Source organism: Desulfotruncus alcoholivorax DSM 16058, assembly GCF_000430885.1.
Lineage (GTDB): Bacteria > Bacillota > Desulfotomaculia > Desulfotomaculales > Desulfallaceae > Desulfotruncus > Desulfotruncus alcoholivorax.
This window is the reverse complement of record NZ_AUMW01000030.1, coordinates 1-16,637: the sequence shown is the minus strand read 5'-3', so window position 1 is coordinate 16,637 and position 16,637 is coordinate 1. Positions and strand designations below refer to the sequence as shown.

General features: G+C 43.3%; 15 protein-coding genes, 3 tRNA genes and 1 pseudogene. 10 read left to right on the top strand and 9 right to left on the bottom strand.

The window, feature by feature from the left end:
• Window positions 1-417 precede the first annotated feature (417 nt).
• Window positions 418-492, bottom strand: a tRNA-Val gene (locus H569_RS0114140).
• 76 nt (window positions 493-568) lie between these two features.
• A complete protein-coding gene (locus H569_RS0114135; RefSeq protein ID WP_238492569.1) occupies window positions 569-1,705 on the bottom strand; it encodes a D-alanyl-D-alanine carboxypeptidase family protein in 1,137 nt (378 codons plus the stop codon).
• 110 nt (window positions 1,706-1,815) lie between these two features.
• On the opposite strand from H569_RS0114135, the gene pdaB reads away from it, so the two are divergent.
• Window positions 1,816-2,568 (top strand): polysaccharide deacetylase family sporulation protein PdaB, encoded by a 753-nt coding sequence (pdaB, locus tag H569_RS0114130; RefSeq protein ID WP_027365523.1) that lies wholly within the window; start codon window positions 1,816-1,818, stop codon window positions 2,566-2,568.
• Window positions 2,569-2,677: 109 nt separating this feature from the next.
• Here pdaB and H569_RS0114125 read toward each other — a convergent pair whose 3' ends face one another.
• Both H569_RS0114125 and H569_RS20465 read right to left on the bottom strand, forming a co-directional pair.
• Entirely contained in the window at window positions 2,678-4,030 is a 1,353-nt protein-coding gene (locus H569_RS0114125; RefSeq protein ID WP_027365522.1) for a hypothetical protein, read from the bottom strand.
• A 37-nt stretch (window positions 4,031-4,067) separates the two neighbouring features.
• The gene (locus H569_RS20465) at window positions 4,068-5,510 is read right to left on the bottom strand and encodes a S41 family peptidase (RefSeq protein ID WP_051273669.1); all 1,443 of its coding nucleotides are present in this window, start codon (window positions 5,508-5,510) and stop codon (window positions 4,068-4,070) included.
• Between the two features lie 284 nt (window positions 5,511-5,794).
• Between H569_RS20465 and polA the strand changes: the two genes are divergently transcribed.
• The 6 genes from polA (at window position 5,795) to H569_RS0114090 (ending at window position 11,525) form a co-directional block, all read left to right on the top strand.
• On the top strand, window positions 5,795-8,443 hold the full coding sequence (gene polA / locus H569_RS0114115; protein ID WP_027365521.1) for a DNA polymerase I: 2,649 nt from the start codon (window positions 5,795-5,797) through the stop codon (window positions 8,441-8,443).
• A 6-nt stretch (window positions 8,444-8,449) separates the two neighbouring features.
• Window positions 8,450-9,277: a bifunctional DNA-formamidopyrimidine glycosylase/DNA-(apurinic or apyrimidinic site) lyase gene (gene mutM, locus H569_RS0114110; protein WP_027365520.1), complete on the top strand. Its 828-nt coding sequence runs from the start codon at window positions 8,450-8,452 to the stop codon at window positions 9,275-9,277.
• A 94-nt stretch (window positions 9,278-9,371) separates the two neighbouring features.
• Window positions 9,372-10,028 carry a sporulation membrane protein YtaF gene (gene ytaF / locus H569_RS0114105; RefSeq protein ID WP_027365519.1) on the top strand — a complete coding sequence of 219 codons (657 nt, stop codon included), beginning with the start codon at window positions 9,372-9,374 and terminating at the stop codon, window positions 10,026-10,028.
• Between the two features lie 130 nt (window positions 10,029-10,158).
• On the top strand, window positions 10,159-10,758 hold the full coding sequence (gene coaE / locus H569_RS0114100) for a dephospho-CoA kinase (protein ID WP_027365518.1): 600 nt from the start codon (window positions 10,159-10,161) through the stop codon (window positions 10,756-10,758).
• 14 nt (window positions 10,759-10,772) lie between these two features.
• A complete protein-coding gene (locus tag H569_RS0114095; protein ID WP_027365517.1) occupies window positions 10,773-11,327 on the top strand; it encodes a lytic transglycosylase domain-containing protein in 555 nt (184 codons plus the stop codon).
• Between the two features lie 115 nt (window positions 11,328-11,442).
• Window positions 11,443-11,525, top strand: a tRNA-Leu gene (locus H569_RS0114090).
• Window positions 11,526-12,151: 626 nt separating this feature from the next.
• Here H569_RS0114090 and H569_RS0114080 read toward each other — a convergent pair.
• From H569_RS0114080 to H569_RS0114070, 3 genes are read right to left on the bottom strand one after another with little or no spacing between them, the layout of a single operon-like run.
• The gene (locus tag H569_RS0114080; RefSeq protein WP_027365516.1) at window positions 12,152-12,616 is read right to left on the bottom strand and encodes a sigma-70 RNA polymerase sigma factor region 4 domain-containing protein; all 465 of its coding nucleotides are present in this window, start codon (window positions 12,614-12,616) and stop codon (window positions 12,152-12,154) included.
• Between the two features lie 42 nt (window positions 12,617-12,658).
• A complete protein-coding gene (locus H569_RS0114075) occupies window positions 12,659-14,131 on the bottom strand; it encodes a zf-HC2 domain-containing protein (RefSeq protein WP_027365515.1) in 1,473 nt (490 codons plus the stop codon).
• The gene (locus tag H569_RS0114070) at window positions 14,124-14,636 is read right to left on the bottom strand and encodes an RNA polymerase sigma factor (RefSeq protein WP_051273668.1); all 513 of its coding nucleotides are present in this window, start codon (window positions 14,634-14,636) and stop codon (window positions 14,124-14,126) included. The genes H569_RS0114075 and H569_RS0114070 overlap by 8 nt, the downstream gene beginning before the upstream one ends.
• A 336-nt stretch (window positions 14,637-14,972) precedes the next feature.
• Between H569_RS0114070 and H569_RS22600 the strand changes: the two genes are divergently transcribed.
• The 3 genes from H569_RS22600 (at window position 14,973) to H569_RS0114050 (ending at window position 16,175) form a co-directional block, all read left to right on the top strand.
• Window positions 14,973-15,068, top strand: a tRNA-Cys gene (locus H569_RS22600).
• A gap of 151 nt (window positions 15,069-15,219) precedes the next feature.
• Complete coding sequence (locus tag H569_RS0114055) at window positions 15,220-15,435, top strand: hypothetical protein (protein ID WP_027365513.1); 216 nt, start codon at window positions 15,220-15,222, stop codon at window positions 15,433-15,435.
• A gap of 269 nt (window positions 15,436-15,704) precedes the next feature.
• Window positions 15,705-16,175 carry an HAD family hydrolase gene (locus tag H569_RS0114050; protein WP_027365512.1) on the top strand — a complete coding sequence of 157 codons (471 nt, stop codon included), beginning with the start codon at window positions 15,705-15,707 and terminating at the stop codon, window positions 16,173-16,175.
• Between the two features lie 180 nt (window positions 16,176-16,355).
• Here H569_RS0114050 and H569_RS22805 read toward each other — a convergent pair whose 3' ends face one another.
• Both H569_RS22805 and H569_RS22275 read right to left on the bottom strand, forming a co-directional pair.
• Complete coding sequence (locus H569_RS22805; protein ID WP_169726456.1) at window positions 16,356-16,511, bottom strand: hypothetical protein; 156 nt, start codon at window positions 16,509-16,511, stop codon at window positions 16,356-16,358.
• Window positions 16,492-16,637, bottom strand: a pseudogene (locus H569_RS22275) (IS256 family transposase); the annotation flags it as partial. The gene H569_RS22805 and the pseudogene H569_RS22275, both read right to left, overlap by 20 nt.

The window sequence follows — 16,637 nt, the reverse complement described above, 5'->3', positions numbered from 1 at the left end:
CCGGAGACAGAGAAAACATATGACCGGTCGCTGCAAAGGTTGGAGTAGTGTTATAAGAAATAAAGCCAGTACCTAGTACCGGATATATCAGCGAAAGGGCAGGAACAATAGGAACGATATAAAAGTAACGGTGTATAATCAGGAAGATATATAAATCAAGACTTCGAAACTGCAGCATCTGACGGATCTAACCGGCGTTAAGCAATTTATTTTAATGAAAGCAAGAGAATATGATGATAAAAAATATTAACTGAAAGATTATATTTTAAAGGATGTAAAACAAAATTATGCGCACGTTTAAAAGCAATTACAACGACGCGCAGTAACCAAATTAGACAACGTTTTCAGTTCGGGCACCCAATGGGCACCAAAAAGCCTTCCATAAGATTATTCATCTTCTGGAAGGCTTGATTTTACTGGTGGGCGGGATAAGAATTGAACTTACGACCTCTTGCGTGTCAAGCAAGCGTTCTCCCACTGAACTACCCGCCCTCAACTGTTGCAAAAATAATTATGCATCAACAAAGCCAAAATGTCAAGTGGAAATAATCGCATAGCTAAGCAGATGTTATTCAGACATCCAATATAGCATGCGATTTAAAAATGGCTTTGGCGCAACTTCTTTGGATGCAACTAGGGGTACTTTGGTCAGTCTGTAGCCGTTTATCGTAAAAAACGCGTTGCCAAGCAGCTGGCCTTCTCGAATTGGCGCTGTGGGCATTTGGTCCAGCGTTATTCTAACTTTAATATTTTTTAACTGATCTTTGGCAACATTAACTTTTACCGGGTCTGCCACGGTAACCGTTACTTTGTTTGCTACGCCATTGCGCACCGCTACTTCGCCCAGTTTTTTACCAGCAGGAAAAATAACCACAGGTTTGACTTGTTTAAACCCGTATTCAAGTAATTTAGCTGCCTCCCGGTAACGATTGCCTGCATGCAGAACAACAGCGATGAAACTCTTATCCCCTCTGGTAGCGGAGGCAATTAGACAATTCCCCGCCCTTGCTGTGCTGCCCGTTTTAACCCCATTTACGCCTTTTATCTCTTCTGAGAAAAGCAACTGGTTAGTGTTTCTTATTTCCTTTTCTTTTTCGGGCTTTTCCCATTTAATAACAGTTTTCCTGATTGATACCAATTCCCTGATACGTGGTTTCTGCAGGGCATAACGAGCTATTAGCCCAAGATCATAAGCTGTTGAATAGTGTTTGGGATCGTAATAACCATTTGTGTTAGCATATTGCGTATCCAGCGCCCCAATTAAAAAAGCTTTTCTGTTCATCAGATATAAAAAAGCATCGTGACTGCCGCCTACATGTTCCGCAATAGCAACTGCTGCATCATTTGCCGATGAAACTAAAGCCGCTTTTAGCAGGTTATCCAGTGTAATTTTATCTCCTTTATGCAACCCGATCGTAGACCCCACCGAAACCGAAGCAGCCCGCCCGGTTATTTCTACAACGTCATCAAGATTGCCGTTTTCAACCGCAACAATTGCTGTCATTAGTTTAGTCAGGCTGGCAGGAGACATTCTCTTATCTGCGTCTTTTGTATAGTATACCTGGCCCGTCTCCCCATCCATCAGTGTTGCGGCCCGGGCATTAATATTTAAATCATCTTCTGCAATGGCTGGTAAAGTATTAAGACAACTTGTGGCCATAAATATCACAGCGGCCAATAGAAAACGAAAATAACGTAATAGCAAAAACATCACCGCCCAGACATTTTTTTCTCATACTATATAAGAATTTTTAACATACCGAGCCAATCCTGGAAATATTATTTAATTAGCTTTTAATAAAGAGGTGATTTGTTATGCGCGTGTTTATACTGGACTATAAAAAAATTAAAAGAAATTTTCTTCTAGGGGCACTGTTACTCACTACCTTGATACTATTTTTCGTTATCATGCAGCAAAAAGCAGTTAATGTGGACACGGAACCCAAACCGCATGCCATTTATAAGGTAGCGACAAAAAAGCCTGTTTTGGCCCTTACTTTTGATATAAGTTGGGGAACTAAAGTTCCGGGTCCGGTACTGGACATATTAAAAGAGAAGAATGTTAAGTCAACATTCTTTCTCAGCGGACCCTGGGTAAAACAACATCCTGAAATCCCTAAAAGGATTGCCGCGGAAGGACATGAGATAGCCAGCCACGGCAATGAACACGTTAACTACAGCGAACACGATCAGGAATGGATTAAAAAAGATATTTTAGCCGCCCAGGAGTCCATCAAGGAAGTAACCGGCGTAACCCCAAATTTAATCCGCACCCCCAATGGAGATTGGAACGATATTGTATTAAAAGTAATAACCGGTATGAATTATAAAGTAATCCAATGGAGCGACGACTCCCTGGATTGGAAGAAGGATTGCTCTGTAGAACAAATAATTGACCGTGTACTGCAAAAAGCCCACCCTGGCGCCATTATCCTGATGCATGCCAGCGATACCTGCGACCGTACCCCTGATGCGCTGCCGGCAGTAATAGACGGGCTGCGCAAGCAAGGTTATAATTTGGTTACAGTCAGCGAATTGCTGGATTATGGCCCCGGCGTAACTGATTAAAGTTATTATTGGCAAAAAGCCATAAAAAATGCGAGGAGAGTTTCATTAAACTTCCTCGCATTTTCTTTTTAACTGGGATTACAGCCGACCAAAAAACCAAACTTTTAATTTACCCTTCAAGTTGAAGTGTTTTGCATATACTCCTGTAGTTGGCTGATATTGTAGAAGCCGAAACATTATACATAAGCGCCAGTCCATTCTGACTGACTGACTCATCACCAAGCAACCTGGCAACTGCATATATAATCGCTGCCGCCCATGCCCCCGGTTTTCTAAATGCCGGCCTGGCCGCTTTACTGTATTGCTGCCACATTTCCACCGCATTGTTGACTTGCTGCGCCTGGTATCCCATTTTTTTCAAACCATCCCGGATTAATTCAGTAACTCCGGCATAATTGTCAGCAAGGCTTTCATCCTTTGCGCCCTTCGCCGGCCTGTTGCTTGCCTCTGCCGGCAATTTAAGCTTTTTGCGCAACCTTGTAAGATCATAAAAAGGCTCACCCTTTTGTGCCCTGGCCTTTTCAATTTTACCCAGTTCTTTAAGCAGCGTTTGCAGCTTTTCCCGCCCTTCTTTTGTTTTGGATGCTTCCATAGGGGTTTTGCCATGTAAGACATCCATTGGCTCGTTAACCCAGCGGTCGTAGAAATAATCTAAGAAAATATTAGTTACCTGCTGGGCCATACCAGCCATATGCCCTTTGTGTGAATTTAAGGTTTTCGGGTTACCCTCTTCATCGATGGATGAAAAGTTCCAAATCGTTTCTAATTCTACCACCAGGCTATTTAAAACGTGAGCTCTGTCAGCAAGATACTGCTCCCAGTCTCCTCGCTTTTTAAACTTACTCCAATAAAAGTCGGCATCCTGCCTTACCCTGCCTAATAAATAACCTTTGCATTCCTGGGGCAAAACCATACCTCCCGTGGAAAACTCATAGCTGTTTCCCACAGGCAAAACTCTCATCAGCATAATATGCCCTTTTTCAAGTTCCCTGGCCGCGTTTTTATCTGTGACTATTACCTGCCACCCGCGAATTAAGTCCTCTATAACAATCATTGATTGGTTTTCTATTCCAATTACCTGGTAAAAAGAGCTTTTGGCTTTTTTCCAACTTTCGAGCAATTCTCTTTCTTCACTGACTAAATTACCGGCAAGGCTGAAATACTCCAAAATAGTTTGATTTTGAATTTTATAATCAAAAATAAACCATTCAAAAAACCTTTCCAGCATTAAATCGTCTTCTTCATCCACCAGTTCAGGATCAAAGGGATCGAAAAATATTTCCCTGGCGTTCTCTACATCATCTATAAAAATATCGTTATCGGCAAATTCAGCCAGTTTCCTTCGGAGATGCCGTCCAGCACGCCGCCAGCGGTATTCATTCAAATCAATAACATTTCTGCCAGGCTCGCAACACCCATCAGCACTTTTTCCACTACCGCAGGAACATTTTTTGTTCGACATCAAGAGCACCTCCTTTAAAAAAGCAATCCAATCGTAATTAAGGTATTTGCCTGGTTAATTCATAAATATTGTCTTTTTGGTTTATGTTGATTTTAAAATCCTTTAACATGTCTACCGGAATATAACTTGTTTCGTTTTCCAGCAGCAAGCCGGAAAGGTCAAATGTACTTAATTTTTTAATCTCACGTTCACCGGACATAACCTTAATTATGCCGTCCTGCCAATCCACCTGATATAACATAGATTCCAGCACAGGTCTCAGCGGCAAATAAGCACGATTATTTTTCTTTATTATATTAATGTTCAAGTCGACTTTTTGACCGTTTAATTTAACATTTTTTGCGCCGGAATCAAAAACTAAATCCGGATTATCTTCAGGATGCAGCAATTCCCAGGCCACTTCTTTTTGCAGCGCATTCGTTAATACAAACTGGTCCGGTTTAATTCCCACCTTGTCTATATCTGCGCCGGATGGAGTTAAGTATTTGTAGACGGTAAACTTTACTGCTCCCCCGTTGCTTAAGGGAATGATGTTTTGCACAACCCCTTTACCAAAAGTCGTATTGCCTATGATAGCGGCCATTCCGTAATCCTTTAGCGCGGCGGCCATAATTTCCGAAGCGCTGGCAGTATAGTCGTTAACCAAAACAGCTACAGGCAGGCCTTTAACAAAAGGTTTTCCCATTGTGTTTATCTTTATCTTCTCACCTTTATTATCAACAATGCTGACAACGGTTGAACCCTGAACAAGGAAGTCATCCAGCATATCAACGGCCGCCTCGAGATAACCGCCCCCATTATCACGCAAATCAATAATCAGGCTCTTCATCCCGGAATTTTGGAGATTTTTTACCGCATTATCAAACTCTTCTGCAGTGGAAGAACCAAACGAGGCTACACTAATGTAACCGGTATTGCCGGCCATCATCTCGGATTTTACTGAGGACACGTGAATTGCAGCCCGGTTAAGCGTTACATCCAATTCTTTTTCCCCGCGTCTTATCGTAAGAGTCACCTTTGTACCATGCGGTCCGCGTATTTTATCAACCACCTCGCTTAATTTTTGTCCGGTGGTGTCTTTGCCGTCAACGGCGATTATTAAATCCCCCTGTTTGATTCCTTCCTTTTCCGCCGGGGTGCCAGGCAGCACATCTTCAACAAACGGGTTTTTATCACCCGCCCGCACCTGAATACCAACACCTTCTAAATCACCATTTAGAGCATCAGTGAAACTTTGAATCTCATCGGGTGAAAAATACTCAGCATACGGATCGTCCAGAGTGTCCAGCATTCCCTGTATGGCGCCGTAAGTCAAACTATCCCGGTCCGGATTGGAAAGATGATACTCTTGTAAATAGTCCATAACCTCGTTGATAATAGCCGAATTGTCGCTATTCTGTTTTTCTGCCGCCGCGGCCGGAAATATCGGGAAAAACAGCGCTAAAAAAGTAAAAACCAGGAACACCAGTCGCCTGGACATATACCCAACCCCCTTCATTTATTAATATATTTCTATTGACTATGGTGAAAGTCCTGCTGCCTCAGCCTAACTAATTAGATCAAATATTGTTGAACGGCAGGTATTTTAAAGGCTGCCGTTGAAGATACTGTTCCCAAACAGAAACCAATTAGCCCGGCGGGCAACATGAAAAGCGCGCTAAATCAGTTCCCTTAACACGCGCATTTCAGTACTTTTTTCCTTAATCCTAGCCATATATATGGCTAGGCATACTTTCCTAAAAGTATAAACAGGCAGGTGCAACCATGTCCAAAAATATTTTTCTAATTATTGACGGAAACAGCTTAACTCACCGCGCGTTCCATGCCATTCCGCTGCTTACCACAACCGACGGCACTCCAACCAACGCTGTTTATGGTTTTTTAAACATGTTCTTTAAAGCATTGGATAAAATTGAGCCGGACTACATAGCCGTCGCGTTTGACAAGGGTAAAACAACCTTTCGGCACCAAGACTATTCAGATTATAAATCCACACGAAAAGCTACGCCTGGCGAGTTAAGAAGCCAGTTTCCACTGCTGAAAGAAGTTTTGCAATGTCTGAGGATTAAATATTTGGAACTGGATAATTACGAAGCAGATGATATTATCGGCACTCTAACCGTGCTGGCCGAAAAAAACAGCATTAACGTGGTGATTCTAACAGGCGACCGGGATCTTTTGCAACTGGTCTCGCCCAGAGTAAGGGTAATGCTGACCCAAAAGGGAATATCGGAAATTCAGGAATACGACGAAGGTAAAGTGTGGGACCGATACGGAATAAGCCCGCCGCAAATAACGGATATAAAAGGTTTAATGGGCGACGCCTCGGACAACATTCCGGGAGTACCCGGTATTGGAGAAAAAACTGCTTTGAAATTGATCCAGGAACACGGCAAAGTGGAAGACGTTATAGCAGACCTGGAAAAGCTGCCGGCACGCTGGCGCAATAAAATTAACGAATACAAAGAGCAGGCGCTGCTATCAAAACAACTGGCCACGATTAACTGTCAGGTGCCCATTAATATCGAATCTGATGATTTCCGCTGGGCAGGACCGGATTACCCTGCCCTGCTGGCCTTGTTTAGTAAATTAGAATTCAAAACCTTAATCCGTAACATAATTGATAAAACGTCCGGAGGAGACAAAAAAGCAAGCAATAGTTTTATGCAGTCGGTGAACCGGCAAGCCGAACTGGATGTTTACCAGGTTGATTACACTGCAGCTTCAAGCCGGAGCGAGCTGGCCCAAGTTAATAAAGAGACTGAGGATAACGGTCCTGTTACCGTAGAGCTGGCGGGAACACCATCCGGAGGCATTACGGCTGCGGCGATAGCCCTGGATAACGGCAAGTGTTTTCTGCTGCCGCAATGCTATAAAGCAGAGTCATTAAATACAATAACAGAAATTTGTGCCGACCCAAAATTGAAAAAAGTTTGCTTTAGCGGTAAAGAAGCCATTTGGTATCTGCAGCGCCACAACCGGCACATGATGGGCTTGCATTTTGATATTACCGTAGCATCTTATTTGCTTAACCCGGGGCAATCACCTAAAACGATTCAGGACCTGGCGCTGGAACACTTTAACCTTGTTTTGCCCTCGGAAGGAGATAGCGTACTCCCCGCCAGGGCGGATACTGTAATGCGTCTCTACCCCCTGCTGCATAAAAAATTGGTTGAGCTAGGCATGGACAGGCTGTATTACGAAGTGGAATTGCCTCTGATCCCGGTCCTGGCGGAAATGGAGATTGAAGGAGTCAACGTAAACCCTGTCCTTTTGCAAGAAATGGCCCGGGAAACAGAAGGCCAAATTTTAGACCTGGAAAAAGAAATATATGACCTGGCCGGCGAGAAATTTAATCTCAATTCCCCCAAGCAATTAGGTTATATACTGTTTGAAAAAATGGGGTTACCCGTCATTAAAAAGACCAAAACGGGCTATTCAACAGACGCATCGGTGCTGGAGGAGCTGGCCGTCACCCAGGTTATCGCGGAAAAAATTTTGGAATACCGGCAGCTGGCCAAGTTAAAATCCACGTACATAGACGGGCTTTTCAACCTGATTAACCCTGTTACCGGCAGGATTCATACAACTTACCACCAGGACGTCACTGCAACCGGGCGGCTGTCAAGTTCAGACCCCAACCTGCAAAACATACCTATAAGGTTGGAACAAGGAAGGAAAATCAGAAAAGTTTTTATTCCCAGCCAGGAAGGAAACTTAATTCTAGCCGCCGACTATTCCCAAATAGAACTGCGCATACTGGCCCATATGTCGGCAGATCCGAATCTGGTTGAATCCTTTTTGCTGGGACAGGACGTCCATACCCGAACGGCGGCGGAAGTTTTTCACCTGCCCATTCAAAACGTAACGCCGGAGCTGCGCAACCGCGCCAAAGCCGTCAACTTCGGTATAGTTTACGGCATCAGCGATTTCGGGCTTGCGCGTGATCTTAAAGTTAGCCGGTCTGAAGCCTCAAGTTATATCACAAGCTATTTTGAACGCTATTCCGGCGTGAAAAGGTTCATCGATCAAAAAATTGCCGAAGCCAAAGAAAAAGGCTATGCCACAACCATACTCAACCGACGGAGATATCTGCCGGACCTGTACAGCTCCAACCGCATCGCCAGGGCTTTCGGCGAGCGCACCGCCATCAACACACCCATTCAGGGCAGCGCCGCAGACATAATAAAGCTGGCGATGGTAAGAATAAATACAGAATTAAAAAAACGTCACATGAAGACAAAAATGATCCTTCAGGTTCATGATGAGTTAATTTTCGATGTACCCCAGGATGAATTGGAAAAGACAAAAAACATGGTTAAGGAATTTATGGAAAACGCCTTGCAATTGGATGTCCCACTGCTGGTCGACATAAAGGTTGGACCAAACTGGTACGACGTTAGAAAGGTGTAATGCAATATGCCGGAACTTCCCGAAGTGGAAACCGTCAAAAGGACATTGGAGAAAAAAATAAAGGGCTTAATCATATCTGGCGTTGATATAGATACGCCTAAAATTATCCGTGATACTACGCCGGAAGACTTTAAAAAGGCAGTAACGGGCCAAAAGATTTTCCGCCTGGCACGTCGTGGAAAATATTTACTTATTTATTTGTCAGGCGAAAACGTGCTGGTCATTCACCTGAGGATGACCGGGCGGCTGGTTTATACAGAATCATCTCAGCCAGTACCCCGCCACACCCATTTAATCTTCCACCTGAGTGACGGATACCAATTGAGATTTAACGATGTGAGACAGTTCGGGCGGGTTATATTGGCAACTAACAAAACTCTTGGCCATGTAAAAGGGCTAAAAGACCTTGGCCCCGAGCCCCTGGAAAAGGGTTTTACCAGGGATTTCTTGCGACGCGAGCTAAAAAGAAAGCGCACCAGAATCAAACCCCTGCTTCTTGACCAAACATTCGTGGCAGGTCTGGGTAATATTTATGTTGACGAATCCCTGCACAGAGCCCGCATACACCCGGAGCGGCTAGCCTGCAACCTGTCGCCGAGAGAAATCGCCAACCTGTATCATGCTATCTGCGAAGTTCTGCAGGAAGGAATTGATAACCGGGGAACCTCAATGCGTAACTATGTTGATGGCGATGGCAGGACCGGCAATTATCAGGAGCTCTTGCGGGTATACAATCGCGAAGGAGAAAAGTGCCCCCGCTGCGGCACCACCATAGCCCGCATGAAAGTTGGAGGGCGGAGTTCTTATTATTGCCCGGCCTGCCAAAAAGAGTAGATCATTCCAAAACAATAGCGGCCCATAGCCAGGAACACTTCGACTTTCCCCACCATAATATTTATGAGAAATGGTCATATGGTGGTGAAAGTCAATGGATTTTTTAACAATGACACTCTTTGCAATTGCCCTAAACCTTGATTCAGTTGCCGTTGGAGTTTCCTATGGAATAAGAAACATTAAGCTTCCAACAACATCACTTTTAATAATCAGCTTAATGTCCATGGGAGCAATAACCTTTTCCATGCTTCTGGGTAAAACAGTTGCAGGTTTTTTTTCCCCAACCTTTGCCCACAGGCTGGGTGGTTTTATTTTATTGTTCATCGGGCTATGGGTTCTAATACAATCACTGCAAGCAAATCGTCATAGAAAGAGTAGTTTAAATGAACATCAAGATAACCAATCACCCGACACCCTAATAAAAATTCACATCAGGTTTTTGGGGTTGGTAATACAAATTTTAAGAGAGCCGTCACGGGCTGACCTGGACCAATCTGGAACAATTTCCGCGCGGGAAGCGGTTCTGCTTGGAATAGCACTGGCGATGGATGCTTTTGGTGCAGGATTCGCTGTTTCAATGATGGGTTTTAGTATTATATTTACCGCCCTGATGGTGGGAATTGGGCATTTTATACTAACCTATGGAGGACTTCTTGCCGGGATGGGAATGAACTGTAAAGGCCTCAGCCAAAAACTTTGCACCCTTCCGGGATTTATATTAATTGCCCTGGGCCTATTTAAAATTTATTAAAACAGATGTAAAATATATAATTAAATGTTAGTCCGGCACCTGCCGGGCTATATTTTTGCATGTGTATGGCTTAAAAGAATCGATTGACAAAAGTGAGATTTGTTAATAATTTTATTGCGGAGGAATAATCATGCTGGTAGTAGGACTTACAGGCAATATTGGCAGCGGCAAAAGCACCGTTGCGCGAATCCTGAAGGATCTAGGGGCCAGGGTTGTGGATACCGACCAAATCGCCAGGGATGTTGTGGCTCCCGGCACCAGTGGGCTGAACCAGATCATCAACCAGTTCGGAACGGAAGTCCTCAATCCCGACGGAACTCTTAACCGCCGGAAAATGGCTCAAATTGTTTTTGGCAACCCGGAAGCGCTTGCACGCCTGAACGGAATTATTCATCCGGAAATAAGATCTGTATTGCTGGATATTATCTCTGCTTACAAAGAAAAAGCAGATGCGCCATTATTGGTTATAGAAGTCCCCCTATTATTTGAAACCGGAATGAATCGTTTAGTAGACGAAGCCTGGCTTGTTACGGTGGAACCGGAAGTTCAAATTAATAGGATTATATCCCGGGATCACGCATCAGTAGAAGAAGCTAAGAATCGAATAGCGGCCCAGATGCCGCAGGAAGCTAAGATCAAGCTTGCCGACAGAGTAATAGATAACAGCAATGGAATGGAAGAAACATTAATTCAAGTTAAAAAAATTTGGGATCGGGCGGTAAACCCATAAATGGAGTGATCTAATTGATTGCCCGCAGGCGCATATCAAGGTTATTATTTCTTTTATTATTAATACTATTGATTTTAAATTTTAAGCATATAGTAAAAATTATTTACCCAATGCCTTATGCTGATACGGTCTATAAATATTCCAAAATGGCCAGTGTTGACCCTTTTTTCATGACGGCAATTATAAAAGCTGAAAGCGGCTTCAACCCCAATGCCGTTTCCGCCAAAGGTGCGCGCGGTTTAATGCAGATTATGCCCGAAACAGGCCAATGGATTGCGCAGCAAATTAATCTTAACCCCTTCCACCCGGATCTGCTGTTCGACCCTGAAACCAATATCAGGCTCGGGACATGGTATATTGCCAATTTGGAAAATGAATTTAAAGGAAATAAAATAATGGCTCTCGCAGCTTATAACGGTGGGCGGGGCAACGTTAACAAGTGGTTGGACGAAGAAAAGATATCCGGCAGCATTAAGGATATACAAATGATCCCGTTTCCTGAAACGAAAAACTTTGTTGTTAAAGTGCTGTGGAATTATAAAGTTTACCAGTGGTTATACGCAAAGTGATCTAAATAAGTGGATAAGAATAAGCTAAATGAGGCAACAATAGCTAAACTAGCTAAACTTACACTATTGACAAACGTGGCTTGCCAACATATAATGTTATTTGCGTAAACGTTAAGTCGGAGTGGCGGAATCGGCAGACGCGTACGTTTGAGGGGCGTATGGGAGACCGTGCGGGTTCAAGTCCCGCCTCCGACACCAGAAATGCTTTATTTTAATGGGTTTAACCAAAATGGTCAAAACCCTTTTTTGTTTGTATTTTGGAAAAGTTGTACGCTAGCCTCCCTATATAATTTCAGATAACAGCCCTCAAGAGCAGGTGCATGAAAAATGCCAAAACAAAGACTAGAACAACTCAAAACACCGCAAGAGGTATCGCCGTTGGCCTTCATTATTTGCTTGGAAATATGGATTAGGTTTTTGGTTGGAATTGTAAACCTCCATTAAGACGGTAATAATGGGTAATACTATCGGGTATATAAAAACTTTTATGTCTTGTGATATAAGAAAACATATTATAGAAGAACCCAAATAAGAAAGTAAAGCGGAATTCCAAAATTAATCAATTTATTATCAAATTTTCTTTTGTAGTACTCAAATAAATATAACCATAAGATCCAATACATTATAAATATGCCTAAACCAGTCCCGCCATTTTCATAGCTAAAAAATGTTATGAAAGTGTCCAAATGATACATCTCCAAGATATTAACTAATAGCAAACTTTTCTTTTTAGTTATTCACTGTTCTCGCCATAAACTTTAAACCCCATATTAGCCTGTTTTTTTACTGCATCTCTTTTAGAACAAACAAAGTATACCTTAATTTTAACTATGCAGTACCCTTTTGGGCTCTTCCGTTGATGGGAGCAACTGTTTGATCAAATACGACCTGCCTGTCGACAGCAATTCGGATACATCTTTTTTCCTTAAACCGGTCATGTTTGCTATGACTGTATAATCTAAACCCAATATCTCACGTAGAACCACGACTAACCTTTCTTTATGCGGTAGAGACAAAAGGGCTTCTTGTACCTTTCCCGTGCTACAGTTATTACGGAATAAACTTTGGCCCAAATTTTCTGCGGCGGTTTTTATGTAAACAGAACAAAGACCTTTAAGGGCTGTGCTGAAATTAACTTTTTCACACCCGGTTAATGCATCAAAGGCTCTTAAAACAAGATCGGTTGTTTCCCGGTGACTACCGGTAAGTCTAAACCCTGTGTTATAAAGCAAATTAAGTATTTCTTCGGGAGAATGGCGCTGGGTCAGTGGTTTGCCCGTTTGGGGCATGGCGGTTCCCCCTTCCTTACCAATTAACATAACTTAAACTGGCTACCGTGCAGCATCTAGCTTAAAATCAACTTTCGGCAACTTTTCCCCCACACTCTTTAACTGCAGAATAACATGGTCCGTTTCGGGTTTGGGGAAGGTGACCTTGATATGCTGTTCATCCAACCATTCCAAACTGATATGCTCCTGCCAAAATTCCTTATCTTTAATCTTAAAATCAGGACGGTAATAAAAAGGTGGTTTATTTTCTCCCCCGTTAAATTTAAAGTATAGGGCAAGTTGATTATCTTCTGCTGCGGCTCTTTCTAAGGCAAAAGTTACAGTCCCGCTGTTAAAAACACCACTTAAGGCCTGTTCCCCCTGTCGTGGACAGTCAATCTCCAGGGTTTGTTCCTTTTCCGGGAAACGATATAGGTACAACGGTGGAGAGGTAAGTTTCAATTCTCTGGCTGACGGTTCTACCGGTTCAAAATAGAATGAACCTTTAATCCCACCTGTTACCGGGTCGGTTTGGGTGTGGGTTTCATTAAGTTTTATTCTTTTACCGTTGGTTACGTCAATTAGATCAGCCCAATTACCAGGTAAAAATGCACCGTATTCTTTGATCATCGGTGCAGTTGGAGTACGACTGACCCGGCTTTCCGCACTGGATGGCCCATTGGGCCCCATGACGGTAAACATAGGCCGGTCCAGTCCAATGCCAACCCCGGCAATAGACTGGTCCTGCGGCCAGCGTGCCCGGAAGAAAATAATGCTTTCCGAAAGGCCTAGCACTGCCCGGTCCACATCCAGTTCTACCGGACCCACTTTTGTTTTAAGATCTGGGTACAGTTCCCGGGTATTTTGGGCCACTATGGTTGGGTCAACCGGTATTTCAAATCGCGCATCACCCGGCGCCTGACCGGTGCTAAAGGAAAGTATTATTTTTTCTGTATCCAGATTTACCGGATCCAGGTCGCATATAAAATATTTGCCATGCAGGCCCCTGTCTCCCCGCAGGTCATATTGAACACCTTTATCATCTATCATTTTTATATTTATATTGTTATCTCCATCCAACCCGGGCTGAACACTATAAAAAATTGTGGTACGAGCCGAATCCAATAGAATCTTGTTTACGGTGATGCTATATGGGCCAAGTTTTTGGGACTGATTAACTTCGGTAAAAAGATCCATCTGCCCGGCTTGATGGAAAGACGGGTCCCGCAAGGCTAAATTCCGTCCCGCCTGGTAGGAAGCCCAAGCAATAGTTGAACCAGTGATAATAATTCCGGCCATCAAAACCACGGCTACCCAGCGCAACCTGTTCCAAAATCCGCCTATATCTGATAAACGGGAAGTTTTATCAGAGGCTAGCACAGGAAGAGCAGGTTGCCGATACATTTCCAATAATTCACTACATCCAGTGCATTGTGCCAGATGCTGTTCCACCATTTCCAAAGTGGCAGCACTGGCCACACCGTCAGCGTACAATGGCAGTAGATCCTTAATTATTTCGCACTCCCGGTTAATCATTGTCATCACCTTCTAGTTGGTCGAATACTTGGCGATACTTCTTCTTGGCCCGGCAGAGGGTTACCCTTACCGTAGTAGGTGATTTACCCAGTATCGCCCCTATCTCTTCAAAGGTCAATCCTTCCAACTCCCTTAGAACTATTACCGCCCGGTAATCTAAAGGCAGCTGTTCAAGGGACAGCCTTGCCATGCGCCAGTTTTCTGCATCATCCAAGTGCCGGGCGGGGTCATTTGCTTTATTCCCGTCAGGTATTTCATGGTTAAGGGGCAAGTTCCACTCCTGAGGACGGCCCCGCACGTGCCCGGTATATACGTAATAAGCGATGCGAAACAACCAGGTGGATAAAGTTGATTCGCCACGGAAATTTTTTAGGGAAATAAAAGCCCGGTAAAAAGTTTCCTGGGTTAACTCCTCCGCCAGGTGGTAATCCCCGCCCATACGGTATAAATATCGAAAGATAGATACTTTATAACGTTGATAAAGTTTCTCTAATTTTATGGCCATATCAGAAACCGCTCCTGATTATTGGTATCCAAATATTATAAAATGTTACAGCTACAACAACATTTTTTAAAAAAATACAGAGATATTTTATTACGTTAAATATCTCTGTCGTTAACAATTTTAAATTGATAGTATATAATCTCAAAGTAATAACTTCACTTACCATTAGCCTGCAACTATTTAGTACCGTTATTAGTCGTTTCATTACAAAATTAATCTGTTATATGCATTTGAAAAATAACTTTATTTATACAATTTGAATACTTTATCATTTAAAAAATATCAATAAAAAATGTTTATTTGATAAATTAAATATCTTTATGATATTATTTTTTTGGGGAGGAAGGGGATGGTCCCCCCACGGGCTGCAAACCCGCTGGCCTGCCTGCGATCCAGGTGGGAGTCCGGTTCGATTCCGACTTCTCCCCTCCAAATTTAGCATTTAGTTGTTTACGGACCATTAGCTCAATTGGCAGAACAGGCGACTTTAATCGTCAAGTTTGGGGTTCGATTCCCTAATGGCCCACCAAAAGGAGTTCCTTTTGAAGGAACTCCTTTTAGAATTAAATGGAAGTGATGTTTAATGCACGAGGAACTTAACAAAATAAAATTAAAAATGAAGGCGCTTGGTTTTTCCCAGCAGCAAATTGAATCTATAATTGAGCAAACTTTATCTGGTAAAGATTGGGAGGAACTGAATGAATCAGAGAAGCAACAAGTACTGCAATCCATAGATGAGAGAATTGTTTTTGTAAGAAAGTTTCTTCAAATTATTAGTTGTAATTACTGTTGTAAATAAAAATTCACCTTATAACTACGGATAGTCTACATCTGTTCTCATGGTATAATATACCTGTGCTCTTTGACAATCAGTATGAAATTTTGAAGCAGGTCAATGGGCTACTGCGTAAAACTGATTCCCGAAAGAAAGTGGTAGCTTGATAATTGCAGTCTGCCGAAGTCCCCATTCTTAGGGCTAAAATAACGAAATTAAGTGTAGACAATCTCCAAGCCAATAGCAGTTAATTGAAGACGGGCGAATACCCCCGGCAAAAGGAGGTGTACAATGTGATTTTAGTGGATATTCCCGGTCGTGGTATTCTGGAGCTCAAGCATATCGTGCTGGATTATAACGGCACGATGGCCAAAGACGGCATACTGCTTCCCGGCGTCGAGGAAAGGTTAAACCGGCTCAGCGAGAACATCGAAGTACACATCCTGACTGCCGACACCTTCGGTAAATGCCGGGGTGAATGCAAGGGCATCAAGGGCACCGTTCGGATTCTGGCCCAGCCAATCGGGGCCGAAGAAAAAGAAACTTTTGTGGAAAGCCTGGGGGCGGATCAAACAGCGGCGGTGGGCAACGGAGCCAACGACAGGCTGATGCTGGCGAAAGCGGCACTGGGCATTGTGGTTTTAGGGCCGGAAGGAACTTCCGTGCAGGCGCTGCAAAATGCCGATGTGGCGGTAAAGGAAATCAATGAAGGCTTGGATTTGTTGCTACAGTCAAAACGATTGATTGCAACCCTGCGCCTGTAGTTTTCAAGTTGATCCGATCAAGCCGGTAGCGTCGGCCAGTACAAAATATGCCTGGTCACTTATCTTATACGGTATAAAATTATGATTCAATTTCTAATAGGCTTTTACCGGCAAAAATTGATCAAGTCCAAATTGTTGTGTAAAATTCCTCAGCTAGCATTTTAACCTGAACACCGCCACTTAAATTATCCAGCTCGCCATGCGCCAGTCAAGGGTAAAGGCTTGCGCCTCCGCTTCGCGGACCCTTGACAGGCGCACGGCTCCGCTGGTAACGGTTGACAAGCGGTGTTCAAGGGTAAATATATTGGCCTTATTTTTATCGGATATAAGCGACATTACTTCGATGGCAGGCAAGGTTTTGCTCTTTTCGCCACTGCAGGTATTCGCTCATATCCAGATACTTTCTACCGGTTGCCCACTTATCGTCAAGCTCCATGAGCAGGGCTCCGATTAAGCGTACTA